Raw genomic sequence first — 25413 nt, forward strand, 5'->3', positions numbered from 1 at the left:
TTCCTTTTAAAGATATCTATTCCGGTTTTTTTAATTTTTTGAACTTTTGTATTTTTAAAAAGTAATTAGAAATCCAATAAACTGATGTCTTTATGAAATACTTGAAATATGATTTGATTTTTATTGGCTGCTGTACCGCATTGCTATTATTGGCCATACAACAAAATTGGTTAGTTGAGTATCAAGGCTTTATTTTACTACCTTTTTTAGGTGCTTACTTTGCTGGCAAATGGGTAGCTAATAGAAAAATAAAGCGAAATTAACCCTTGGCTAAGGCCTTAATTTGCCTCCCAATACTTGTGGCGTCTATTTTAGCCAAAGTTTTTAATTCTGCTATGCTACCTTGTTCGATAAACATATCCGGAATTCCTAACTTTACAAAGCTACCAGGGTATTTTAGCTGAACCAATAAGTCTTGAATGGCATCGCCCACCCCTCCTATTTTCGAAGCATCCTCAATGCTTATTATATGCTGATAGGCCGGAATTTGCTGAGCGAGTAACTCGGTATCTAATGGCTTTACAAAGCGCAAATCGATTAAACCAACCTGTGTTTGTATGTTTTCTGGTAAATTGTTTATAGCATCTTGTGCATCGTAAACCGATGAGCCCAAGGCTAAAATTAAAATACGTGTTCCTTTTTTTAACAAATTCGCTTTACCAAGGGGTAGTGTTTTAAAGGCTTGTTGCCATTTTAATTCTCTTCCTCTCCCACGGGGATAACGAATCGCTAAAGGCGTATCGAGCTTTTTAGATGCCGTAAACAATAAATTACGTAAATCGATTAAATTGCTTGGCGCAGCGATTTGCAAATTGGGTATACAACGCAAATAAGCAATATCAAAAATACCATGGTGTGTGGCTCCATCTTCTCCCACTAAGCCAGCGCGGTCTATACAAAAAACCACTGGTAAATTTTGCAAGGCTACATCGTGAATCACTTGATCATATGCACGTTGCAAAAATGTAGAATATATTGCACAAAAGACGCGTAAACCTTGGGTAGCCATACCCGCGGCAAGGGTTATCGCATGTTGTTCGGCTATGCCCACATCGATTGCCCTTTGTGGGAAAGCCTGCATCATATATTTAAGCGAACTTCCTGTTGGCATAGCTGGAGTAATTGCAAAAATCTGATCGTTCTGTTGCGCTAATTCCAATAAACTCAAACCAAAAACATCTTGAAATTTAGGAGGCAAATGAGCCTCTTGCTTGGGTAAAATCTCACCCGTAATTCGATCAAATTTTCCTGGTGCATGATACCGCACTTGGTCCAATTCGGCTGGTTTTAAACCCTTACCTTTTGTGGTAATCACGTGCAAAAATTTGGGTCCTTCTACCCTTTCCATCGCTTCAAAAGCATGTAATAAGGCAGATAAGTCATGACCATCTACGGGGCCGGTGTAATGAAAATTAAGGGCTTCAATAATATTGGCTTGCCTGGGTTTTTTACCAACTGTGGCTTTGGTGAGGTAATTTTTCAGCGCTCCTACACTGGGGTCAATACCCATAGCGTTATCATTTAAGATGATCCATAAATTTGCTGGGGTCACCCCGGCGTGATTCAGCCCTTCAAAAGCCATACCGCTGGCTATAGAAGCATCGCCTATCACCGCTACGTGCCTTTTGGTATAATCTCCTTTTAATTGTGCTGCTAGTGCCATACCCAAAGCTGCCGAAATAGAAGTTGAACTATGGCCCACTCCAAAGCTATCATAAGGACTTTCGCTACGCTTTGGAAAACCACTTAAACCATTAAATTGCCTATTGGTTTCAAAAATGGCGCGTCTACCGGTTAAAATTTTATGACCATAGGCTTGGTGTCCAACATCCCAAACCAACTGATCGTAAGGAGTATTGAAATAATAATGCAAGGCGACGGTTAACTCGACCACACCCAAACTAGCCCCTAAATGTCCTTCTTTACTTGCCACCGCATCAATAATAAACCTACGCAACTCTTGCGCTATCTGCGGTAATTTTTCGGTTGATAATTGCCGCAAATCTTTGGGTGAATCTATTGTATTTAATAAAGGAGTTTCCATACTTTGCAAAGGTAAAACTTGCAAACGATATTAACTATGCTTTCTCCTTTTGATGACACCTATTTTATGAAAAAAGCTTTAGATGAAGCGCAAAATGCCTATGAACGCGGAGAAATACCTGTAGGCTGTGTCATTGTAAATGGTGAACAGATTATTGCTCGCGGACACAATTTGACCGAGAGCCTAAACGATGTTACCGCCCACGCCGAGATGCAAGGAATTACCGCTGCTGCAAATTACCTGGGTGGTAAATACTTAAAAAATTGCACCCTTTATGTTAGCTTAGAGCCTTGCCAGATGTGCGCTGGAGCATTATATTGGAGTCAGATAGATCGAGTGGTTATTGCTGCCGAAGACCTGCATCGTGGTTACCGACAAATGGGCGGATGCCTACACCCAAAAACAAAAGTTGAATTTGGTTTATTACAAGAAGAAGCCGCACAACTGTTGCAAAGTTTTTTCAAAGAACGTAGGATGAAATAAAACACTTTTATAGCCTAATTTTTTTAGTAATTATTTAATAATCTTCTTTATCAACCTGTTAGGGATAGCAGCGGTTACCCTGCAGGTGGCCTTAAGCCACCGAAGCGTATGAGCGTATAGCCCGGCTGCCGATGACTTGAGGCAGAACAGCCTAACATAATTCCTTTAACATTCGAAAAGCCTTTTCTAAACGCAATTGCTTATCTTTGATTAAAAAATTTATTGTGCCCAATTATACCGCCACATACACCGATTTGTACCAGCTTAGCATGGCACAGGTTTATTTTAACGAAAATCATCATAGCCAAAAGGCAGTTTTTGATTACTATTTTAGAAAAAATCCTTATCAAGGTGGTTACACTGTTTTTGCAGGTTTAGAAACGCTCCTTGAAAATCTAAACGACTTTCAGTTTTCGAAAGAAGAGCTTGATTACCTAGCTGGGCAGCATTTTGAAGCAAAATTTTTAAGCTATTTAAAAGATTTTCGCTTTCGCGGATCGATTTATTCTGTATTAGAAGGTGATGTGGTATTTCCCAATCAGCCTATCTTGCGGGTAGAAGGCTCACTGCTTGAAGCCCAATTAATTGAGACTTTTTTATTGAATATGCTCAATTTTCAAAGTTTAATCGCTACCAAAGCGCGCCGCATGCGTTATATCGCTCCCGATGGCGTCTTACTCGATTTTGGTCTGCGAAGGGCTCACGGTCCTGGTGGTTATTATGCCTCGCGTGCTGCTTTTATTGGTGGCTTTAATGGCACCAGCAACGTAATAGCGGCTAAGCAGTTTGACATACCTGTATCGGGTACCATGGCGCATTCTTTTGTGCAAAGTTATGACGATGAGCTCCAAGCCTTTAGAGATTTTGCGCAAAACCGTCCTAAAAATTGCGTTTTATTGGTTGACACCTACAACACTTTAAAAAGCGGATTGCCACACGCTATCACTGTAGCAAAAGAAATGGAAGAGCGCGGAGAAAAGTTAATGGGTATTCGTTTAGATAGTGGCGATTTGGCTTATTTTGCTAAAGAATGCAGAAAACGTCTCGATGAGGCCGGCTTGTCTTATGTGAAAATTGCCGTTTCAAATCAGTTGGATGAGTACGTAATTAAAAGTTTGCAAGAGCAAGAGGCACCAATAGATATTTATGGTGTGGGTACCAATTTGGTTGTTGGGAAACCCGATGCAGCTCTTGGCGGAGTTTACAAATTAGTGGCGTACAACGAAGAACCCAGAATAAAAATTTCTGAGAATATTGCCAAAATTACTATGCCCTACTCCAAACAGGTTTATAGGCTAAGTCTAGCTGATGGGCCATGGATAGGTGCAGACGCGGTAGCGCTATTCGATGAAACCGAATTTGATAGCATTTACCATCCGTTTGATCAATATAAAAGTATGAAAATTGAGCATCTAGAAAAAGAAGCTTTGTTGCAACCCGTTATGCTAAACGGAGAACGCTGTCATGCGCCAAAATCGCTACAAGCAATAGCCGATTATAGTGCAAAACGCTTTGCTCAATTACCCTTGGAGTATAAACGTTTTAGCAACGCTCACCATTACAAAGTGGGTATAAGTAAAAAGTTACGGGACGAAAGAGATGCTTTAATTAAACAGTATAAAACTATTTAGAAATGCAGTCAACAGCATTATTACTAGTAGATATTCAGAACGATTTTATACCTGGAGGGTCTTTAGCTGTTCCCCAGGGCGATACGATTGTAAAAGTGAACAACCAATTGCAGCAACATTTTAACCTAGTGGTTGCGACACAAGATTGGCATCCTTCGGGACATATTAGTTTTGCTAGTGAACACGCTAATCACAAGGTTTTTGAGTCGATTAAAATTGATGGTATAGACCAAACGCTTTGGCCTGAGCATTGCGTTCAAAATTCATGGGGTGCCGACTTTCATCCCGATTTAAACACCCAGAAAGTAGAGGCGATTTTTAGAAAAGGAACTAACCCAAAAATCGATAGTTATTCTGCTTTTTTTGACAATGCGCATTTAAAGAGTACAGGACTCACGGGTTACCTAAAAGAGAAAGGTGTTAAGCACATTTACTTTACTGGTTTGGCTGCTGACATTTGTGTGTATTTTTCGATTAAAGATGCTTTGCAAGAAGGCTTTAAGTGCACACTCATTGAAGATGCGACCAAAGCCCTTGATCAAAATATTTACGAAAAGCAAAAGCATGAATTAAGTGCCTTGGGGGTGCAGTATGTTACTAGCGATAAATTCACGTTGGTTTAACGCAATTTGACAAACGAATAAATTTTCTGGTTGTCTAAGCGCAGAAAATACCTGCCGGCCGCCAAATGTTGTAAATCTATTTGCTCTTGAGGCATTAATTGCCCTTGCTTGAGGGTTTTCCCCTGTAAATCATAAATGCTGTATGCAAGCTTGGCTGAAGCTCCAATAAGACTCAATTGATGATGAATCTGATCAAAAATTAGAGCGATGGTCGGTGAATTTATTGCATTTATCTCAAGCTTATCAACATGAATATTTTTTTGTTCGGTTGCCGTCTTGTTGCAGTAGGTTGCTTGTAAACTAACCGTATAATCACCTGGTGTAGCATAAGTGTGTTGGGGTTGCACTTGCGTGGAAGTATTTCCATCGCCAAAATCCCATTCTAGGGTTTCAAAAGTACTAAAACTTGCATCAAACTGAACCTGCATTTGATTGATATTATAGCTGAATATCGCCTGAGCCAAATTGGGCGTGAAATCATAATTGCCCCACACATCATAAAGTTCAGTTTTCACCGCAGCTTTAATAATTTGCGCATCATTGGCCGATAAATTACCCAAGTATGCCAATTGAGTAGGATCTTCATTAAATATAATAGTAAAAAAAGTACAAGCAGCCGCAAAGCTACCTGTATAATTGGGGTGTGAACCGTCTGAGGTATATAAATTAAGATTAGGATGGTTAGTACGTAAATTGCGCCATACTCTACCTACTGGAGCTACTTGGGTTTGGTTAATCTGGCCTAAATCCATATAAGTGTTGTAAATAGCATCATCCATACCGGTGTAAGTACATACCCAAGGAGCATAGGGGCAATTTCCGGCATCTCCGTTCTCTCTTCCCCAAGTCATAAATAACATAGGAACAGTGCAGTTCTGATTGGCGGTTATTTTCTGAACAAGCGACGCCACATGCGGATAAACTTCTTGCTGCATCTGCGCCATTCCAAAACTTGTTTCCTGACTTTGACCTTGTAAAATCACGGCATCCCAAGCTTGCTGATTAATTAAATTGGTAACCTGTGCATTAGCATCATGATTCAAAAAACGTGCTCCCCCAGGGGTAAAAGCTACCGCATTTAATTGATGTCCCGCATTATTAGCCATATCGATAACCAATTGCGCCAGATTATTGGCTCCTGTATAGGAATTACCTATAAATAAAACCGACTTTGATTGTTGTGACCAACTAAGGCATCCGTAAAGTAAAATGAAAATATATAAATAATGGCGCATAGTTTATCTTAAAAAGCAATAAATATACATTTTTCAAAGCAAATTTAAATAGCATTAAAAACGAAATTGAAGGAGTAGTATAGATAATAAATATAAAAAGCCAACCGTGAGCGGTTGGCTTTTAAATTGTGAGTAGTGTTATTTTTTTATTTCAACAAGCTAAAATGATAGCCCAGTACTACACCGATATTGCTATATTCACTATCCCAGGTCATATAATTTCGGAGTATGTCTCTTGGGGTCTGATAGCGAACGGCTATACTATAACGGTTGTTATACTTAAAACCAGCTCCCAATGAAAAACTTGTTCCCGATTGCACAGTCAAAGCAGGTCTTTGCCCGTCAAAACTAACTTCTGAGTCTGAAAAAGGTGTATCTACAATAAAGCCTGCCTCTAGAAATAATTTAGCTTCTTGGTTTAAATAAAAATAATGCCGCCCTCCAAATATGACTTCAATTGAGTTGTAGCTTACCTCATTTATGTAGCCTTCAATGGTTTTACTCCCCTTAAAACGCTGAAAAAAAGTTGGCTCTACAAAAGCCGCCCATTTGTTGTTGTGAACAGGTAAGACATATTCAATTTCAATCCCAGCGGTAAAACTGGTTTGATCATCAAATTTTGGCTTACGCGCATCACCTATAAGCGGTGCACCAGTAATTTCGAAAGATGAATTTCTAAAACCAGGTTTTATACCCAAGAATAAGTATGCTTTATCTTTAGTTTCCTTCTCTAGGTCATAGGTATAATTGGTTGTTTTTTCTAATTTTGGCACATCCTTATTAGTCTTAGTCGCATCTGACTCAAAACAAGCATTATACTTTATAAAATAGTTCATCAAATCACTTTTCTTATAATCTAATCTGGTGATTTCTTTAGTCGAAATTTGTTCGCAACGCATATGATTAAATAATTGTTGCTGGTACCTATTATTAGTAGTGATGCGATCATACTGATCGTAATACTTTTTATAAATCAGCGGCTCTACCCTACCATCTGTCTTCGCATAAAAAAAGCGTCTTAAGTTCCCAGATTCATAATAATACAACTTTGCTTTACCCGAAACCAGCAGTTCCAAAATTAAGGTAGCTTCTTCAAGCTTAGATTGTCGCACGTGACTTAATATATTTAAATTATCTGTGCTTCGATCGATTTGCACCGTATGTCTTTCAAATCTACGTCCATGATTCAGGCCAAATGCCAACAGATTTTTTATTTCGGCTGACTGCACTTTTCCTGTTGGAGTGTTTCTGTATTTTATAGAAGTGGGCGTAGCCTTCCAGTCTTCATCACGGATTTCAACTTGTTGCTTTACCCCAGAATTATTTACGATATAACCGGGCAAATACTGTGTTTGACTAAAAGCAATTTGACAGCAAAAAAGCAGCAAACTGGCAAGTATTAATTTTTTCATTTGGTTTTATTTATGTAAAACCCGCAAATATAAGCTAATGTTAAAATTTATCTAAAATAAAGCAGGTAAATTTGATTTGTTTTTAGAAGTAACAAAAAGAATTACCCAGCAGCCGCTACTAAAAAATCCGCTTTAAGCGGATTTTAATCAATTGAAATCTAATTTAATTTATGATTTACTTTCAATCATGATTTGATTTGGAGTGCGCTTAACCCTTATGCTTAAGGATTTTGTTGTTGAAGAATTTTCAGCCAATTTGCGAGCTGCTTTGGCAACCTTTTTTTGCATAATTTCATTATCCTCGAATGTAGCCATTTTTTTCCAGGCATTTATCGGCTCAGCATCTTTGTCACTCGCTAGTTCTGCATTGGTAGCTGGTTTTAAAGTCAGAATATTATCATCAATAGTGAATTCAAAACCGATATAATACGATTCTGACTCTGGGGCGAAATCTAGGGCATACAATTCTTCTACCCAAGAAGAAATTAAAGTATCTAAATCATGCTCACTTAAGTCGTAGGTAGATTCAAGAAAATTATCTGGCAGGTTTATAGACAAAGGAAAAATCTTAAACTCTTCTGCTGGCACTACTTCTACCGTGTTGGATGCTGGAATTAATTCCTGTTCTGATTCACAAGCTATAAAAAATGCACTAAGCACTAAAATGGGAAATACAATTATTTTTTTCATAATTTTAATGAATTTTATAATTATTTATAAAGCAATATAAATAATAATAATAAACAAATTATAAATTATCTACCTAAACTTAAGGAAGTATTAATATATTTTCTCGTTGACTTGTATTTAGAGCTCGATTAAGAAGAGTCAAAAAATGTAGAATTCTTCCTATACAAATTAACTACAATTTTTGGCTAAAGACACGAATTGTTTTTGAACCAAGAAAATCCGAATTTTTCTTATTTCGACTTGAAAAATTATTTGCTTAAAAAAGCAAAAACCCAGAAAATGTTCTTGATCCCCGAAAATGTACTTGATCCTTTTTCAGAATATAAAATATATACGTAATAAGACATCAAGTTATGGTAAAAACAAAAAAGCCCTACATTGTTGTAAGGCTTTTCGCTCCTCTTCTTGGGCTCGAACCAAGGACCCTCTGATTAATCCCGAGGTTTCGGGACTCGAACCAACTGAGCTAATTTCCCTTCCAACACGTAATCAGGGCCTAGCAAGCGCTCAATAAATTGTTTGCTTTTTTGCTTCTTTATAAATCGCTCCATTTTCATAGCTTCTCCACGGGTAGAACCTGCTAAATATACAGCTGCTAAAGACCAAGGCCTATATTTGGATGTGAAAGTATGAAAACCAGATGTGTTATGCTGCTCTAAACGACTTTCAGGATTTTCTGTCGAGCCAACATAATAGCCATCAAGTTTTTTAGAGTATAATATATATACGTAATAAGACATCAAATTAGGATAAAAACAAAAAAGCCCTACATTGCTGTAAGGCTTTTCGCTCCTCTTCTTGGGCTCGAACCAAGGACCCTCTGATTAACAGTCAGATGCTCTAACCAACTGAGCTAAAGAGGAAGGTTATTTTGCTTCGCTATGATTGCTTAGCGGATGCAAATATAAAAGCTTTTTTCATTTGAACAAAACTTTTTTTAATTTTTTTTACTCAAACAACCATCGGTACACATCATTTCCGTTGGCATATAGCACCAAAGCGATTAAAATAAAGAAACCAACCATTTGGGCATACTCCATAAATTTATCGTTAGGTTTACGTCCTGTAATCATTTCGTACAATAAGAACATCACGTGCCCACCGTCTAAGGCCGGAATTGGTAGAATGTTCATAAAGGCTAAGATAATTGAAATCAATGCTGTGGTTCCCCAAAAGGCTCTCCAATCCCAAGCATCTGGAAATAGATTACCAATTGCTCCAAAACCTCCCACTTGAGTGGCTCCTTTTTTAGTAAACACATACTTAAACTGTGCTACATAATCGTGAAGAGTCCAATAAGTATAAGAAAAACCTTGCGAAATACTTTCGCCCAAACCGTAGGTACGTTCTTCAAAAGTAACTGGTAAAGGTTTCGCTCTCAATCCAAAAATATTCTCTTCTCCTAAGTTCACCGGTAAATTCAAAGTGTCTGCCCCTCTTAGCACACTAAGCTCAATTCGTTTTGCCTCAGTTTCATTTTTATATCGGTTGAACTCTGCAAAATTATTTACTGTCTGATTGTTAAAAGCAATTACTCGATCTCCTGCCTTTAGTCCGGCTTTTTCGGCAGGACTATCGGTGGTTACAGAATCTATTGTATTACTTACCATAGGCGAAAAAGGCTGGGTAAAACCTGCCTTAAAAAGTTGCACGCCAATATCTTCTGGCAATTGCAGCATTTCCTTAGTTCCGTCTTGGTGTAATACCTCAACCTCACTGGCATCGCGAACCATCAAATAACTATTAATACTCAATTGGTTCTCTAAGGCTTCGCCATTAACACTCACAATACGGTCACCATCTTTAAAACCATACTCTTGTAAAGGCTCAGCCACACTAAAACCGTTAGGTATCCCATCTTGCGTAACATAATTACTCCCCCAAACAAAGAGTATCATCATATAAATAAGAAAACCCAAGATGATATTAACCGTAACCCCACCAAGCATAATGATTAATCTTTGCCAAGCTGGTTTGCTTCTAAACTCCCATTCTTTGGGTTCTTCAGCCATTTGTTCTTTATCCATACTCTCATCTATCATCCCCGATATTTTCACATATCCGCCTAAAGGCAACCAGCCAATCCCATACACCGTATCGCCAATTTTTTTCTTAAAAAGCGCGAATTTCACATCAAAAAATAAAAAGAATTTTTCAACACGGGTTTTAAAAATTTTAGCCGGTATAAAATGACCTAATTCGTGTAAAACAATTAAAAATGAAAGGCTTAATAGTAACTGTATCGCTTTAATCGCAAATGGACTCATATTTTCTACATTATAAAAATCGCACAAAAGTACTGTTTTCTTGTGGCTTAAAAAAATATAGCCTGTAAAGCTATGCCTTAAAATCTCATAAATTTTGGGCGTTACTTGGCTTTAAAAGGCGCTTTATTATTTCCGTTTACAATTTTTATTACAATATGAAATGCAAAGCCCAATATAGCATTCCAAGTCGGGCTTTCGCTACTCGCTTTTTTCGGGTTGAACCACCCTCAAAAGAGCTCAAACATGCCGCTCTATCCCTAACGCAAAAGCTATTAATTTTTAACAATAAAGCTCGCGCTTACTGCCTAAATTGCGTAATTTTGCATAAAAAAAGATGCTACAGTTTTTTGCCAAGTATAAATTTTTTGCCGTGGTCATGTTGGTGCTTTCGGCCATTATAGTTACTGCGATATACCAACTTAAAGTACCTGAACCCAATCTACCTATTTATCAACCCAGTATGGTAAACAAAGAATTAGTTGATACCACGGTTCAATACATTCGTAAATACCATAAAATTGCCGATTTTAAATTGATAAATCAAAACGGAGACACCATTACGCAAGAAGATTATGCAGGTAAAATCTATATCGCCGATTTTTTCTTTACCACCTGCCAGACCATTTGCCCAATAATGACAGACCATATGGCCAAGCTTCAAGAGGTTTATAAAAATGATGATGAAGTTATGCTGCTGTCGCATACCGTTACACCCGATATCGATACCGTGGCTCAACTTAAGCGTTATGCCCTAAAGAAGGGCGTTATCGATAGTAAATGGAACCTGGTTACTGGTGACAAAAAACAGATTTATGACTTGGCCAGAAAGTCTTATTGCGTAGCCAAAACTCAAGGAGATGGCGGACCCTATGATATGATTCATACCGAGAACTTCACCTTAATCGACAATAAACGTCGCATTAGAAAATTTTATGATGGGACAGACCCAGAAGCTATTGATGAGCTCATAGAAGATGTAAAAACCTTGAAAAAAATTCAAGCTAGAGAGAAAAAATAATGATTTTTAAAAATGCCCAGTATATTAGGCTTTTTTTGTTATTTTTGTCTTGTTTAAATTCAATCTAAATAAAATCATGCCAACCGTAGCTCAATTAAAACGAGGACAGCGTGCAGTAGTTAAAAAATTCTGCGATGACAGTATACCACTCAAGTTACTTGAAATGGGTTGCCTACCAGGCAATGCAATCGAGTTGTTGCAAATCGCTCCTTTTAAAGATCCGTTATACTTAAACATCAATGGGAGTTATGTAGCCATCCGTAAAGATATCGCCGAAAAGATTGAAGTTGAATTAGCATAATAATTATGGCCAAACAAATAAATGTAGCGCTAATAGGTAATCCCAATACCGGTAAAACCTCTGTATTTAATCAGCTTACCGGGCTAAACCAACAAGTAGGGAATTACCCTGGAATTACGGTGGAGAAAAAAGAAGGTGTAGCCAAATTATCTCGGACCCACAAGGCCCATATTTTAGATCTACCGGGTACTTATAGTTTAAATGCCTCTTCATTAGACGAAAACCTAGTTATCGAGCTTTTATTAAATAAAAATGATAAAGATTATCCAGATGTTGCCGTAGTAATTAGCGACGTAGAAAATCTTAAGCGTAATTTATTGCTTTTTACCCAAATAAAAGATTTGGGACTTCCTACCATATTGGTAATCAATATGGCAGACCGAATGGACCGCAAAGGAATTAGTCTTGATATACCGGTGCTTGAAAAAGAGTTGAAAACCAAGATTGCACTAGTAAGCTCGCGCAAAAATACGGGTATTGATTATTTGAAAGAACTTATTATTCAATACCAAAATTTGTCTACAGAACCCTGTGTCAACGCTTCGAGCATAGATCCGACTTATTTTGATCGCTTACGTCAGGCTTTTCCTAATCAATCCTTATACAAACTATGGTTGGTGATTACCCAAGATGTTAACTTTGGCAATTTGAATCGTAAGGCAATTTTGCCCGATAGCGATTTTACTCCAAAAGCACACGCCGAACTTAAACGATTGCAGCAAAAAGAAACCATTGCCCGCTATCAATTTATCAATGGTGTTCTAAAACAAGGCTTTACCAAAGATGTAAATGCTGCCAAAGATTTGCGTGGTCGTTTAGACCGTGTTTTGACGCATAAAGTATGGGGATACGCCATTTTTTTTGGCATTATGCTCTTGATTTTTCAAGCGATTTATGATTGGTCGAGCTACCCTATGGATTTCATCGATTCTACCTTTGCTTCCTTTAGCGAGTGGGCCAAAGACAGTTTGCCCCCAGGCATGTTTACCGACCTTATTGCCGAAGGTATAATTCCTGGTATTGGCGGCGTGGTAATTTTTATACCCCAAATTGCATTTTTATTTCTTTTTATCTCGATTCTAGAAGAAAGTGGCTATATGAGCCGAGTGGTTTTTTTGATGGATAAAATCATGAAAAAATTTGGCTTAAGCGGAAAAAGTGTTGTTCCATTGGTTTCGGGTACAGCCTGTGCCATTCCCGCTGTAATGGCTACTCGAAATATCGAAGATTGGAAAGAACGGCTCATCACCATTTTGGTAGTCCCTTTTACAACCTGTTCGGCTCGATTACCCGTATATTTAATCATTATTTCTTTAGTTATTCCAGATGAACGCGTATTGGGCTTATTCAATTTACAGGGGCTTACGCTAATGTTATTGTATTTGCTAGGCTTTGGTATGTCGGTATTTTCAGCTTGGGTGCTTAACAAGTTACTCAAAATGCGAAGTAAAAGCTATTTTGTCATAGAAATGCCAGATTATAAACTACCGCTTTTTAAAAACGTTGCTATAAACGTGGTTGAAAAAACAAAATCTTTTGTTTTTGGCGCAGGTAAAATTATTTTAGCCATTTCGATTGTACTCTGGGTGCTCGCTAGTTATGGCCCAACCGATGAATTTAAAAACGCAGAAGAAATTGTAATCGAAAATTACGGCGATACTCTAAGCGAAGAAGAGTTTAATACCGAGGTAGCTTCTTTGAAATTAGAAAACTCTTATATAGGATATATGGGGAAAGCCATTGAACCTGCCGTAGCGCCATTGGGGTATGATTGGAAAATCGGTATTGCTATTATCAGCTCATTCGCCGCTAGAGAGGTTTTTGTAGGAACCTTAGCCACTATATATAGCGTAGGAAGCGATAATGAGCAAACCATCAAAAGCCGAATGGCAGCCGAACAAAATCCTATTTTGGGCGGCCCTTTATTTACCTTTGCCAGTGGAATAAGCCTACTACTCTTTTATGCTTTTGCTATGCAATGTATGAGCACCTTAGCCATTGTAAAACGTGAGACTAACTCTTGGAAATGGCCAAGCATACAGTTTGTAGCCATGACTATTATTGCATACGTAGCGGCTTTAATTGCTTTTCAATTCTTAAAATAAAATATGTTATTATGTTACAGGAAATATTGGTACTTATCACTTTCGCAGGAGCATTATTCTATTTGTTTACAAAATTGATTTGGACCCCAGGGTTCCTAAAGAAAAAAAGCAGTACAAAAGCCTGCGGTACAACGGGTAAAGGATGCTGCGACTAAGCTGATAGATAAGAAATAGAAAGGCTACTCATTAGAGTAAGCTTTTTGTTTAATGGCTCTACTTTTAGTTCTTATTATTAATTAGTTTACTTTTACTTGAGTATCGATTTGTAGATAATAGTCGCTTTTATCAATAGGTTGTTGAGCTTTTGGATAAGGCATTAAATTGACCAATCGCAATTGCTGCTCAGGTGACCAATATTTCTCAAAAATAGGTGAAGCTAGCTCATTCCCTTTTCCTGATACACTTAAAATCTGCTCCGCTACTAATTCGGTGTTCTTATATAGTTTTAGTTTCACCTTAGCCTCGCCCGCCCATACACAGGTTACTGATTCTGGACATCGAGAATCTTGTGCCACATCATCAAAGACTAAATTATATTCTTGAAATACTTGAACCGATTGACCTAAAACCAATTTACCCACAATTTGTATAGCTGGTTTTTGTTGGGCATAGGTTGAAAAACCGAAGATTAAAAATAGTAGAAAGCCAAATGTTTTATACGAATTACTCATGTTTACTTTTATATTTACCCCCGAAATAAAAAGAATTTGTTTTTCAAATCTTCTATAGCCGTTGGTTTATTGGTTGTAATATATTTTAGAGCCTCTTCGGTAAATTGAAGCCCTTTTTCAGATAAATTAATGACTTGATTTTCGATTTCAATCAGGTTATTTTTTTGAGCCAAATCTACCACTGTTTTTGCTTGTATGCGGTGCCAATTAATATGCTCTTGCAAATGATTGATATGCCTCTCTCGCGGGTCTTCATGATTTTGTAAGTGCAATAAAAATACCAATAAAGAAACCTCTTTGCGTTGTTGCTTTTCTTTAAAGATAGCTGATATTACTCCTTGTCTTGGCGCAAACAAAAACACCAATAAAAAAAGTATACCCAAAACGCTTGTCATGGATCCGGCGATTGACGCATCTAACCAGTGCGCTAACCAATAGCCTAACAGAGCCGAGAAGACCCCAAAAAGCAGACTTAAAACCAGCATCTTTTTCAAACTGTTGGTAAGAAGATAAGCTGTGGCTGCAGGTGCAATAATGAGAGCCACCACCAAAACCGCTCCCACAGCATCAAAAGCTCCCACAATAGTTACAGAAGAAACACTCATAAGACCGTAATGAATCAGTAAAGGTGAAAAACCTAGACTGGTAGCCAAGCCCTTATCGAATGTACTCATTTTTAATTCTTTGAAAAACAAAATCAGTAAACTAAGACTCAGTAATAAAATACTTCCAATAACCCATAAAGATTTCGGACCAAGATCTAAATTCCCTACTAGTAATCGATCAAACGGAGCGAAAGCCAATTCGCCAAGCAATACTGCATCTATATCGAGATGAACATCATTAGCATTTTGAGCGATTAAGATCACCCCAACACTAAATAAGGCCGGAAAAACCAGTCCTATTGCTGTATCTTCTTTCACCAACCTGGTTTTTTGAATAAATTCTACCAGCACTACTGTGAGTACGCCAGTGACAGCTGCCAATAGAATCAGCCAAGGAGAGTTTAAATCTTGCGTGATAAAAAAACCAACTACTAGTCCTGGTAAAATGGAATGGCTAATTGCATCGCTTATCATAGCCATCTTTCTAAGCACCAAGAAAACTCCCGGTATTGCGCAAGCCATTGCCGCCAGAGCTGCAATTAATTGTATTTCTATTTGGGCGTTACTCATATATCTTGAATAGCTTCGTTAGGTTTATAAAAATTTTCTGCTTCTTGGTAGCCCTTGGCAGTAAGCGACCATTGATTGCCTCGAATCTCTACCCAATTTTTTTCTTCTAGTTTATTAAGTGTTTTACGCGTATAGCCGTGAAAATTATTCAGGATTTTTATAGCATGTGGATGGGAAATATCTTTATGATTTTGAGCAATATGATACATTACCGAAAGTGTTTTACGCAGATTAAGTTCCTTGCGGTTGCGGTAAAACCTAATTCTTCTAGCAAGCAACCCACGTTGCGGAGCAAATACAAATGATAATAGCACAAAAACAGCTGCAACCAAAACGATTACTGGTCCGGTAGATAGGTTGTTCTGGCTTGCACTAATAGCAGTACCCAATACACCCGAAAAAGCTCCAAAAATAGCAGCTAAAAAAATCATTACACTTAACCTATTGGTCCATTGACGAGCTGCAGCAGCCGGAGCTAAAAGCATTGCACTCATTAATACCACTCCCACCGTTTGAAGCCCTAAAACAATTGCCAATACAATAAAACTGGTAATTAAAATATCTAAAAATCTAGTATTAAAGCCTAAGGTTAAGGTATAATCTGGATCAAAAAGCAGCAACTTTAGCTCTTTCCAAAACAGGAGCAAAAAGAATAAGCTAACACCTGTTACACCAATCATTACATATACGTCTTGCACCATTAAGGTAGCGGCTTGGCCGAATAAATATTTATCTAAACCTGCCTGATTGGCATTGGGTAACTTTTGAATAAAGGTGAGTAGTAGCATTCCAAATCCAAAAAATAGAGATAAAATTAGACCTAAAGCCGTATCGTTTTTTAAGCGGGTTTTTTTGACAATACTTTTAATCCAAAATGTACCTAACAATCCGCTAATCAAAGCTCCCAAAAGCAAAAAGTGAGTTTGCTTGGTACCGGTCAACAAAAAAGCCAGTGCAATCCCAGGCAAGGCTGCGTGAGAGATAGCATCTCCTAATAAACTCTGTCTTCTCAATACAGCAAAACTACCTAACATACCACAAACCGCACCTAAAACAGCCGTACCTAAAGTAATTACACCTAAGGTATAATCTGTAAACAACATCGAAAAATACTCTGTTATATTCATTTTTTTGCCTTTACGGATTGATGGCTACTTTATAGTTAATTCCGTAGGTTTTGGTTAAGTTATCATCATTAAAGATATCTTTTACAGGACCCGATGCTATTCCTTTAACATTTAAAAAGGTAACCCAATTGAAATACTCGGGTACGGTTTGTAAATCGTGGTGCACTACAATTAATGTTTTTCCCGCATCGCGCAATTCTTTAAGAATTTTAATTATAGCTCTTTCGGTTGTCGCATCTACACCTTGAAAGGGCTCATCCATAAAATATATACTCGCGTTTTGCACCAATGCTCTCGCTAGAAAAATACGCTGTTGTTGTCCGCCAGATAGTTGACTTATTTGTCGGTTTTTAAAAGCAAGCATTCCTACTTTTTCTAGGGCTTCTAAAGCCGATTTTCTTTGCGCTTGCCCTGGGCGTTTTATCCAGCCTAAGCTACCGTAAGTTCCCATCATGACCACATCAAGAGCAGTTGTAGGAAAATCCCAATCTACCGTTCCTTTTTGCGGCACATAAGCCACCTTTGCGCGTTGGGTTTTATAGGGTTTACCAAATATCTTAACACTGCCCGCGATGGGTTTTATAATACCCAAAATAGCTTTAATAAGTGTAGATTTACCCGCACCGTTAGGCCCTACAATAGCCATTAGCACCCCTTCGGGAATTTTTAAATCGATATCCCAAAGTACGGGTTTGTAGTCATAGGCCACCGTAAGGTCGTCTATTTTTATGGCTAGTTTCTCTTTTTTCACATTCATTTACTTTAGAGCGTCTACAATAGTATTTACATTATAAGTAAACATACCCAAATAGTTACCTTCTGATGTACCTGGATTACCCAGTGCATCAGAATAAAGAGTTCCGCCTATAGCGACCTCAAAACCTTCGGCTTGAACCGCCTTTTGCAAAGCTTCAATCGTTCGTTTGGGCACACTACTTTCTATAAATATGGCTTTCACTCTTTTATCGATTATAAATTGTGCTAGATTTTGTACGTCTTGCACTCCAGCTTCTGTGGCGGTTGAAAGACCTTGCAATCCTACCACTTGAAAACCATAGGCTTCACCAAAATAATTAAAAGCATCGTGGGCCGTAACTAAAATACGTTTGTCTTTGGGTAAAGTTGCAATTTTGGTTTTGATCTGTTGCTCTAGCTCATCTAATTGCGCTAAATAACGCTCCTCATTTTTTTTAAATAATTTTTGATTGTCTGGATCTAAGCTGCAAAGTTCTTTTGTGAGTTGTTGGGTTATCAACTTCCAGTAACCAATATTAAACCAAATATGCGGATCAAAATTAGAGGCAAAATACTCAGAACCGATAAGTTTCTTTTTGTCTATAGCTTGTGAAAGAGCTACAGTATTGGTCTGCTGTTGCATTTTTTCAAATACATCCACTAATTTCCCTTCTAAGTGAAGCCCATTATAAAAGACAACATCGGCTTGGGTAAGTTTGGTTACGTCTCCCGCACTAGCTTTATAAAGATGCGGATCGACCCCTGCCCCCATTAAACCTTTAACCTCTATAGCTTCGCCACCAATTTGCTTGGCTAAATCGGTGATCATTGTGGTGGTGGTTACCACTTGTAATTTCCCGTTTTGATTTTGATTTTGATTTTTACAACTCCCAAAACAAATCAGTACCACTAGCGCAACTCCTATTTTTTGTATCACCTTCATACTTTTTCTTTTATTTTGCTTTCTTTATTTTTCTCCACGAAAATGTTTTGAGTGGCGGTTTTAGATAACATTATTTCACTCTTGCGCACCTTTACCAACATACTTTCATCAAACTCCTGAATACTTTTAATGCTTACAAGTGTGTCTAATCCTATTTTATGCTGATCTAAAAATTGTAAAAAGGAAGAAGAGGCATCGCTAAAACCTTTGCAAATCAAGGTGTCTCCTACTTCGCATTCGCTTAAGCGACGCTTTTTAAATTCGGGCAATACTCCAGCAGCATTAGGAATAGGATCGCCGTGCGGGTCAAAACTAGGTCTACCTAAAAAACAATCGAGTTCTTCTACTAATTTTTTAGATTGTATATGTTCTAATTGTTCAGCTACCTCGTGTACCTCATCCCAGTTAAAGTTTAAACACTCTACCAAGAAATACTCCCACAACCTATGTTTTCTGATGATAGCCAATGCCCATGATTTACCCTCAGGGGTTAATGACACGCCATAATACTTTTGATAATTTACCAATTTTTTTTCGGCGAGACGTTTTAACATCTCGGTAACCGAAGCCGCTTTGGTCTGTAATTCTTCAGACAATTTACTGGTAGAAACCCCCTTTTCACTGGATTCCTCAAGATGATATATCGCCTTGAGATAATTTTCTTCAGATTGAGAATACATACAAAATATTTATAATCTACAAAGTTACATTTTATTTACCCAAATAATAATTTAGCTTACCCTAATTTTATTATTCAAAATAAATAAAAAATAAATTTTGATTTCAGGTTTTTGTAAAAATTATTTAGCTTTGCCTAAAAATTTTATTAAACGAGATTAAAATGAAAAAGATTAGCTTATTGTTTTGCCTGCTTAGCTTTAATGTTTGGTGTCAAGAAAAAGTCAAGCTTCAAGGTGAGATACTTCATCAAGAGGAAGGAGTAGCCTTTGCAAACGTAAGCGTATTGAATCAATCAATTGGAACCGCAACCGACTTGCAAGGTAACTTTGAACTCCATTTAACCCCTGGTCAACACATATTAAAGGTGCAAGCAATTGGTTTTAAAACCCAAGAGATTGCTATAGATATAGATAATAAGAATGCAAAAAAGCTACATATTTCGCTTGAAGCGGATTTGTTAGGCTTAGACCAAGTTGTGGTTAGTGCTACTCGTAATCGTATTAGTAAAAAAGAAACGCCTGTTATAGTTAATGTTATAAGCAATAAAATTTTTAGAGCCGCCCAGTCAATATCATTAGCCGATGGTCTAAATTTTCAACCCGGCGTTCGCGTAGAGACCAACTGCCAAAATTGTGGTTTCACGCAAGTTCGATTGAATGGTTTGGGTGGCGAATACACACAAATATTGGTCAACAGCCGCCCTGTTTTTAGTGCCCTAAATGGCGTTTATGGTCTTGAACAAATTCCCGTGAGTATTATAGATCGAGTAGAGGTAGTACGCAGCGGGGGTTCGGCTCTATTTGGAGCCAATGCTATTGCAGGAACAGTGAATGTTATTACTAAAGATCCGGTATTGAATCAATGGGAGGTGCAAACCGATTTTGCTTCTATAGACGCCAAAAGCACAGGCCGAGTTATCAATACAAGTGCCTCTATCGTTAGCGACGACCTCAACAGCGGTTTAAGTATTTTTGGTACTTCGCGAGATAGACAGTCTTATGATGCCGATCAAGATGGTTTTACTGAAATTACAGCCTTAACCAATACCAGTTTTGGTACTAAGGCATTTTTAAAAACAAACGAATACAACCGCATTGGTATAGACTTTACTGCCATTCGTGAATACCGTCGGGGCGGAGACCGACTAAATTTAGCTCCACAATTTACTGACATAACCGAAGAGTTAGACCACAACACCCTATTTGCAGGTGCAGATTACCAACAATTTTCTAAAGATTACAAACATGAATTTACAGGCTATATCTCTATGCAACATACCGATAGAGAAAGCTTTTATGGCGGACTGGGTGGAGGCAGAACTTATGCAGATTCTATTGCGGCCAACAATGCTTTTGGAAACACAAAAGATTTAGCTTTGGTGGCAGGAACCAAACACGTATATGCTTTTAACGATGAAAACAAATTAACTACAGGTATTGAGTATCAACGCAATGACACTCAAGATGAGATTAATGGTTACAACCGACTTATCGATCAACAGGTAAATAATTACAGTATTTATAGTCAACTGGAATGGAAACCGATACAAAAAATCACTACGTTAATTGGCGCTCGATTAGATCACGTTAAGCTAACAGGCCTATACACGCTAGCCAATATTCGCAGAGCAGCCGATTTTACACAAACCGAAATCAACCCACGCTTAACCCTATTGTACGATTTTAATGCCAATCTTCAATTTAGGGGTGGCTACGCGCGAGGTTTTAGAGCCCCACAAGCCTTTAATGAAGATTTACATGTTTCTTCTGTAGGAGGAGAGCCTCAATTTGTAATACTATCTGATGCGCTAGAAAGCGAATACTCTAATGCTTATACTGCATCGTTTAATTACACCAAATATTTTAAAAAGGTGCAAACCAATTTCCTTATTGAAGGCTTTTATACACAAATCAATAATCCGTTTACCATAGTAAGCACCGGAAGCTCTTTACCAAACGGATCAATTTTAGAGGAAACCAGAAACGGTGAAGGGGCGCAGGTAAAAGGTATCAATACAGAATTTAGTATTTCGCCCAGTAAAGACTTTTATCTTCAATTAGGCGCTACCGTTCAAGAATCGCGATACAAAAATGCACAAGTATTATTTGAAGCCGACCCCAATACTCCCCAAGAAAATACAGTATTCACCAAGCAGTTTGTGCGCGCACCAGACGTTTATGGCTTTTTAAATGCCAATTGGCAGTTATTGCCATCAACACGATTAGATGTAACGGGCAGCTACACCGGAAGCATGCTGGTACCTCGAGTAGTATGTGAAACGGGATTTATACGCTTAAACCAATCGGAATCTTTCTTTGATTTGGGTTCTAAAATCACCTATCACTTTGATATAAACCCAAGATTTCACGTCGAACTTAGTGGTGGGGTAAAAAACATTTTTAATGCTTACCAAGACGATTTTGATCAAGGACCAACCCGTGACTCCGATTATATTTACGGTCCGGCCCTGCCACGAACCTATTTCATAGGCCTGCGTTTTGGTGATTTTTAATCTACTGCAGGAACTCGTTTTTCGAGGTATTTTTTTTAGCCATATATTTATTCTTGTAAAACGGGTTCTTTTTAAATTCGATTAACTATGCGATATATTATTGTTTTTCTTTACGGATTTTTTCTAAGTACCACCGCCAATTCTGCGCAAGAAAAAGAACAAATAAACTGGAAGACTTGGGAAGAGCTCGACCAAAGTTTAGCCAAAAAACCAAAACCTGTTTTTCTGTTTTTTGAAGCCGAGTGGTGCGTTTATTGCAAAAAAATTGATCGGGTAGCCTTTAAAAACCCCGAGGTCATTAAACAACTAAATAAAAACTATTATGCTGTTCGCATGGATGTAAATAGCACCCAACCTATATTTTTTGATCAACAATGGTTTCACAATACCGAAACCAGATCAAAGCAAAATGCTGTACATGAATTAGCAAAGCTATTCATCAACCAACCTGAAAAAGGAATAACCCTTCCCGCTACGCTTATTTTAGACCAAAGTTTCAGGCTAAAGCAACGCCTCTTTAGTTATTACACCTCCAAACACCTACTTAACATCCTATCAGATTAAAGTCCGCGTTCTTTTTGAATTTGTTCATAAGCTTGTTGCACGCGCATAAATTTTTCTTGAGCGCCTTTTTTATAAGCTTCATCCATTCCCACCAATTTATCTGGGTGGTACTTTTTTGCCATGGTCCTAAACGCCTTTTTCACTTCTGCATCGCTAGCCGATTTATCGATTTCAAGAATTTTATAGGCACTACTGCTATCATGAGTATTAACAAACATAGCCTTGATGCTCTCAAAATCATTTTGGGTAAGTTGAAAATGACTTGCAATACGCTTAAGCTGATAAATTTCTGCGGCTGAGATATGCCCATCGGCTTGGGTAATACCAAATAAAAAATGAAGAATTTGCAAGCGTACCTCATATCGCGTTCGGGCTCTAATGTAGGCACAGATACGCACTAAATCTATGCTTCGGTGTTTAATTACCTCATTAAAAGTTTTAAATGTAGCATTGGCGCGTTCTTTACCATAGGCTTGCACAAAGTAAGATCTTACATAATCTAGTTCACGCTGATTTACACGACCATCTGCCTTGATAATTACCGAGCAAAGGCTTAGTAAATTGAGTTCAAAATCTTTAGGAGAAACTTGAGTTTTTCGGCTTTCAAAATACCGGCCAAAATCACCTTTAGAAGAAGAATTCCCCGCACTAACCGATCCAAATATGCGATCTAAAATAGAACCCAAAAAGAATCCGGCTATTGCTCCTCCAAATCTTCCGTAAAGGAAACCTAACACAGCCAACACCCATTTTATCATAATTTTACTTTAAAAAAGAAACAAATATAAACTATTAGAAAGAAAACAAGGAAAAGCAAGCTGTAAAAGCATCAAGATCAAAAGCAAATAGGAGATATAGTAATTTAGAATTTGGTATATTTGCTGTTCAAATAAAAATTAAAGCTATGTATCCAGCAGAATTAATAAAACCTATGCGCGAAGAGTTAACCAGCCAAGGTTTTGAAGAATTACAAAGTGCCCAAGATGTAGACGCTATATTAAAAAAAGAAGGAACCACTTTATTGGTAGTAAACTCGGTTTGTGGTTGTGCTGCAGCCAATGCTAGACCAGGTGCTAAAATGTCTTTAAACAACAGTAAAAAGCCAGATCATTTGGCCACTGTATTTGCTGGGGTTGACAAAGAAGCTACAGATAAAGCTAGAGCACATATGGTGCCTTTTCCTCCTAGTTCTCCAGCTATTGCCTTATTTAAAGATGGAGAATTGGTTCACATGTTAGAAAGACATCATATTGAGGGGCGCCCCGCCGAAATGATTGCCGATAATTTAAAAGATGCCTATAACGATTATTGCTAATCGCTTATAAACTAGACTTAACTACAGCCGTTTCATAATTTGAGGCGGCTGTTTTATTATGCTTGCATTATTCTTTTAAGTATTTGATGGGTTTCTTTGTAATTATAAGGTTATTTTTGCATTTTGGCATACAATAATTATGAAGCAAATTTTATCCTATCCTTTATCGGTTATTTATTATTTTTTCTTTGGTTTATGCTTGGTTGTTTTTCATCCCATTCAATGGATTTGTTTTAATGTATTCGGTTATCAGGCGCATAAAAAAAGTGTAGACTATCTGAATTTCTGTTTGCTTAAATGTTTGCATATTTTAGGAACCCGAATCAGTTTTGAAAACAACTTTGAATTTCCTAGCGGTAAACCTTATATTATTGTTGCCAATCACCAAAGTCCTTACGATATACCGCCCTTGGTATGGTTTTTGAAAAAAATACATCCTAAGTTCATCAGTAAAAAAGAACTAGGAAAAGGAATACCCAGTATATCTTACAACTTAAGGCACGGTGGTTCAATTCTTATAGATCGAAAAAACCCAAGGCAAGCCTTACCTGAGATTAAAAAATTTGCCACTTATCTAAATCAAACCAATAGGTCTGCTGTAATTTTTCCAGAAGGCACAAGAAGTAAAACGGGCATACCCAAGCGATTCTCTCCTAATGGATTAAAAATGTTGTTTAAATTTTGTCCCGAAGCAACGGTGGTTCCGGTTAGTATAAACAACTCTTGGAAACTGGTAAAAAATGGTTCTTTCCCGCTAGGATTGGGCGTACATTTAAAATGTACTGTGCACCAACCTTTGGCCGTTAAAGATTTTGATGCTGACACGCTATTGGCCAAAACAGAAACCAGCATCACCTCAAATATTATAAACTAAAAAATATAAGCCATGGCTACAAAAAATATACGATTAGAAGTAATGCAGCAATTAGAAGATAAGGTGGACGGCTTTATCGATCAATTTTTAATTCCTGTTGAAAAAATATGGCAACCAACCGATTTCTTACCCAATTCACAATCAGACGATTTTTATGATGAGATTACCGAAATTAGGGAGTTAGCCAAAGAATTGCCTTACGATTTTTGGGTAGTATTGGTAGGCGATACCATTACAGAAGAAGCCCTACCTACCTATGAATCTTGGCTTATGGATGTAGAAGGCATAAATCAGCAAGAGGGAGGAACACCTTGGTCAAAGTGGGTGAGATACTGGACAGGAGAAGAGAACAGACACGGTGACGTTTTAAATAAATATTTATACCTATCTGGACGAGTAAACATGAAGGCGGTTGAACAAACCACACAACACCTTATAAACGATGGCTTTGATATAGGTACCGATCAAGATCCTTACAAAAATTTTGTTTATACCAGTTTTCAAGAATATGCTACTTATGTTTCGCACAACCGTGTGGCAAAATTAGCCAAATCTTACGGGAACAAACCCTTGGCAAAAATGTGTAAAATAATTAGTGGCGACGAGATGAGGCACTATAACGCGTATAGCTCTTTTGTAAATGAAATTTTTAAAATAGACCCAAGCAATATGATGATTGCTTTTAAAGACATGATGAAGCATAAGATAGTGATGCCGGCCATGTTTTTACGTGAGGCAGGAGATTCTTTGGGCAGTGCTTTTGATGAGTTCTCTATGGCTGCACAACGTATTGGTGTTTATACAGGACAAGATTATGTGGATATTATGCGTCGATTAATCAAACGTTGGGATATTGAAAAAATAACTGGTTTAAGTGAAGAAGCTGAAAAAGCACGCGATTTTGTGATGAAATTACCTGCACGTATGGAGCGTATTAATCAGCGTATCCGCATCAGCGAAAAAATAACCCACTTTTCCTGGGTTAATCCAGCTATGGCCAAGTAATT

The 25413-nt window shown here is 37.7% G+C and carries 26 protein-coding genes and 1 tRNA gene; 13 read left to right on the forward strand and 14 right to left on the reverse strand.

Features of this window, described 5'->3' with window-relative positions; genetic code table 11:
• The first annotated feature begins 92 nt into the window (after positions 1 to 92).
• The gene (locus ACFSQ0_RS08240; RefSeq protein ID WP_379046783.1) at positions 93 to 263 is read left to right on the forward strand and encodes a hypothetical protein; all 171 of its coding nucleotides are present in this window, start codon (positions 93 to 95) and stop codon (positions 261 to 263) included.
• On the opposite strand, the gene ACFSQ0_RS08245 is transcribed toward ACFSQ0_RS08240, so the two are convergent.
• Entirely contained in the window at positions 260 to 2044 is a 1785-nt protein-coding gene (locus ACFSQ0_RS08245; protein ID WP_379046786.1) for a 1-deoxy-D-xylulose-5-phosphate synthase, read from the reverse strand. The two genes, ACFSQ0_RS08240 and ACFSQ0_RS08245, sit on opposite strands and share 4 nt — an antisense overlap.
• A gap of 36 nt (positions 2045 to 2080) precedes the next feature.
• On the opposite strand from ACFSQ0_RS08245, the gene ACFSQ0_RS08250 reads away from it, so the two are divergent.
• The 3 genes from ACFSQ0_RS08250 (at position 2081) to pncA (ending at position 4781) form a co-directional block, all read left to right on the forward strand.
• Positions 2081 to 2527 (forward strand): nucleoside deaminase, encoded by a 447-nt coding sequence (locus ACFSQ0_RS08250; RefSeq protein ID WP_379048808.1) that lies wholly within the window; start codon positions 2081 to 2083, stop codon positions 2525 to 2527.
• 224 nt (positions 2528 to 2751) lie between these two features.
• Positions 2752 to 4158, forward strand: coding sequence for a nicotinate phosphoribosyltransferase (locus ACFSQ0_RS08255; protein ID WP_379046789.1), 1407 nt, complete (start codon positions 2752 to 2754; stop codon positions 4156 to 4158).
• Positions 4159 to 4160: 2 nt separating this feature from the next.
• Positions 4161 to 4781, forward strand: coding sequence for a bifunctional nicotinamidase/pyrazinamidase (pncA, locus tag ACFSQ0_RS08260; RefSeq protein WP_379046791.1), 621 nt, complete (start codon positions 4161 to 4163; stop codon positions 4779 to 4781).
• On the opposite strand, the gene ACFSQ0_RS08265 is transcribed toward pncA, so the two are convergent.
• From ACFSQ0_RS08265 to rseP, 6 genes are all read right to left on the reverse strand, one after another.
• Positions 4778 to 6016, reverse strand: a complete 1239-nt coding sequence (locus ACFSQ0_RS08265; RefSeq protein ID WP_379046794.1) for a PKD domain-containing protein — start codon at positions 6014 to 6016, stop codon at positions 4778 to 4780. The two genes, pncA and ACFSQ0_RS08265, sit on opposite strands and share 4 nt — an antisense overlap.
• Before the next feature lie 146 nt (positions 6017 to 6162).
• Positions 6163 to 7428: a hypothetical protein gene (locus tag ACFSQ0_RS08270; RefSeq protein WP_379046797.1), complete on the reverse strand. Its 1266-nt coding sequence runs from the start codon at positions 7426 to 7428 to the stop codon at positions 6163 to 6165.
• Between the two features lie 168 nt (positions 7429 to 7596).
• The gene (locus tag ACFSQ0_RS08275) at positions 7597 to 8118 is read right to left on the reverse strand and encodes a hypothetical protein (RefSeq protein WP_379046800.1); all 522 of its coding nucleotides are present in this window, start codon (positions 8116 to 8118) and stop codon (positions 7597 to 7599) included.
• A gap of 431 nt (positions 8119 to 8549) precedes the next feature.
• Positions 8550 to 8858, reverse strand: a complete 309-nt coding sequence (locus ACFSQ0_RS08280) for a GIY-YIG nuclease family protein (RefSeq protein WP_379046803.1) — start codon at positions 8856 to 8858, stop codon at positions 8550 to 8552.
• Positions 8859 to 8907: 49 nt separating this feature from the next.
• Positions 8908 to 8981: transfer RNA gene (locus ACFSQ0_RS08285), tRNA-Asn, on the reverse strand.
• 84 nt (positions 8982 to 9065) lie between these two features.
• Complete coding sequence (gene rseP / locus ACFSQ0_RS08290) at positions 9066 to 10385, reverse strand: RIP metalloprotease RseP (RefSeq protein ID WP_379046805.1); 1320 nt, start codon at positions 10383 to 10385, stop codon at positions 9066 to 9068.
• A gap of 334 nt (positions 10386 to 10719) precedes the next feature.
• On the opposite strand from rseP, the gene ACFSQ0_RS08295 reads away from it, so the two are divergent.
• The 4 genes from ACFSQ0_RS08295 to ACFSQ0_RS08310 all read left to right on the forward strand — a co-directional run bounded on the left by ACFSQ0_RS08295 (position 10720) and on the right by ACFSQ0_RS08310 (position 13964).
• Positions 10720 to 11403, forward strand: a complete 684-nt coding sequence (locus tag ACFSQ0_RS08295; protein WP_379046808.1) for an SCO family protein — start codon at positions 10720 to 10722, stop codon at positions 11401 to 11403.
• A 76-nt stretch (positions 11404 to 11479) separates the two neighbouring features.
• A complete protein-coding gene (locus ACFSQ0_RS08300) occupies positions 11480 to 11704 on the forward strand; it encodes a FeoA family protein (protein WP_370450889.1) in 225 nt (74 codons plus the stop codon).
• A gap of 5 nt (positions 11705 to 11709) precedes the next feature.
• Positions 11710 to 13809: a ferrous iron transport protein B gene (gene feoB, locus ACFSQ0_RS08305; protein WP_379046811.1), complete on the forward strand. Its 2100-nt coding sequence runs from the start codon at positions 11710 to 11712 to the stop codon at positions 13807 to 13809.
• 11 nt (positions 13810 to 13820) lie between these two features.
• On the forward strand, positions 13821 to 13964 hold the full coding sequence (locus ACFSQ0_RS08310) for a hypothetical protein (RefSeq protein ID WP_379046814.1): 144 nt from the start codon (positions 13821 to 13823) through the stop codon (positions 13962 to 13964).
• Between the two features lie 81 nt (positions 13965 to 14045).
• Here the strand turns inward: ACFSQ0_RS08310 and ACFSQ0_RS08315 are convergent, their stop codons facing one another.
• Genes ACFSQ0_RS08315 through ACFSQ0_RS08340 form a run of 6 tightly spaced genes read right to left on the reverse strand, consistent with a single transcriptional unit; the run spans position 14046 to position 19140 of the window.
• Complete coding sequence (locus tag ACFSQ0_RS08315) at positions 14046 to 14480, reverse strand: hypothetical protein (RefSeq protein WP_379046817.1); 435 nt, start codon at positions 14478 to 14480, stop codon at positions 14046 to 14048.
• A gap of 14 nt (positions 14481 to 14494) precedes the next feature.
• Entirely contained in the window at positions 14495 to 15655 is a 1161-nt protein-coding gene (locus ACFSQ0_RS08320; protein WP_379046820.1) for a metal ABC transporter permease, read from the reverse strand.
• Positions 15652 to 16782, reverse strand: a complete 1131-nt coding sequence (locus tag ACFSQ0_RS08325; RefSeq protein ID WP_379046823.1) for a metal ABC transporter permease — start codon at positions 16780 to 16782, stop codon at positions 15652 to 15654. Before ACFSQ0_RS08325 ends, ACFSQ0_RS08320 begins: the two co-directional genes overlap by 4 nt.
• Before the next feature lie 10 nt (positions 16783 to 16792).
• Positions 16793 to 17539 (reverse strand): metal ABC transporter ATP-binding protein, encoded by a 747-nt coding sequence (locus tag ACFSQ0_RS08330; RefSeq protein WP_379046826.1) that lies wholly within the window; start codon positions 17537 to 17539, stop codon positions 16793 to 16795.
• Positions 17540 to 18460: a metal ABC transporter solute-binding protein, Zn/Mn family gene (locus tag ACFSQ0_RS08335; RefSeq protein ID WP_379046829.1), complete on the reverse strand. Its 921-nt coding sequence runs from the start codon at positions 18458 to 18460 to the stop codon at positions 17540 to 17542. It lies immediately after the preceding gene.
• A complete protein-coding gene (locus tag ACFSQ0_RS08340; RefSeq protein WP_379046832.1) occupies positions 18457 to 19140 on the reverse strand; it encodes a metal-dependent transcriptional regulator in 684 nt (227 codons plus the stop codon). Before ACFSQ0_RS08340 ends, ACFSQ0_RS08335 begins: the two co-directional genes overlap by 4 nt.
• 161 nt (positions 19141 to 19301) lie before the next feature.
• Between ACFSQ0_RS08340 and ACFSQ0_RS08345 the strand changes: the two genes are divergently transcribed.
• Both ACFSQ0_RS08345 and ACFSQ0_RS08350 read left to right on the forward strand, forming a co-directional pair.
• Positions 19302 to 21653 carry a TonB-dependent receptor gene (locus tag ACFSQ0_RS08345; RefSeq protein ID WP_379046835.1) on the forward strand — a complete coding sequence of 784 codons (2352 nt, stop codon included), beginning with the start codon at positions 19302 to 19304 and terminating at the stop codon, positions 21651 to 21653.
• Positions 21654 to 21740: 87 nt separating this feature from the next.
• Positions 21741 to 22217 (forward strand): thioredoxin family protein, encoded by a 477-nt coding sequence (locus ACFSQ0_RS08350; protein WP_379046838.1) that lies wholly within the window; start codon positions 21741 to 21743, stop codon positions 22215 to 22217.
• Here the strand turns inward: ACFSQ0_RS08350 and ACFSQ0_RS08355 are convergent.
• Positions 22214 to 22975, reverse strand: a complete 762-nt coding sequence (locus ACFSQ0_RS08355; RefSeq protein WP_379046841.1) for a TerB family tellurite resistance protein — start codon at positions 22973 to 22975, stop codon at positions 22214 to 22216. The genes ACFSQ0_RS08350 and ACFSQ0_RS08355 overlap by 4 nt on opposite strands.
• A gap of 146 nt (positions 22976 to 23121) precedes the next feature.
• Here ACFSQ0_RS08355 and ACFSQ0_RS08360 point away from each other — a divergent pair, with 146 nt between their 5' ends.
• The 3 genes from ACFSQ0_RS08360 (at position 23122) to ACFSQ0_RS08370 (ending at position 25411) form a co-directional block, all read left to right on the forward strand.
• Positions 23122 to 23532, forward strand: a complete 411-nt coding sequence (locus ACFSQ0_RS08360) for a BrxA/BrxB family bacilliredoxin (RefSeq protein WP_147861964.1) — start codon at positions 23122 to 23124, stop codon at positions 23530 to 23532.
• Positions 23533 to 23671: 139 nt separating this feature from the next.
• Positions 23672 to 24406, forward strand: a complete 735-nt coding sequence (locus tag ACFSQ0_RS08365) for a lysophospholipid acyltransferase family protein (RefSeq protein WP_379046844.1) — start codon at positions 23672 to 23674, stop codon at positions 24404 to 24406.
• Positions 24407 to 24418: 12 nt separating this feature from the next.
• Positions 24419 to 25411, forward strand: coding sequence for an acyl-ACP desaturase (locus ACFSQ0_RS08370; protein WP_379046847.1), 993 nt, complete (start codon positions 24419 to 24421; stop codon positions 25409 to 25411).
• Positions 25412 to 25413: the final 2 nt, after the last annotated feature.

This window comes from Mesonia sediminis (genome assembly GCF_042684705.1).
Lineage (GTDB): Bacteria > Bacteroidota > Bacteroidia > Flavobacteriales > Flavobacteriaceae > Mesonia > Mesonia sediminis.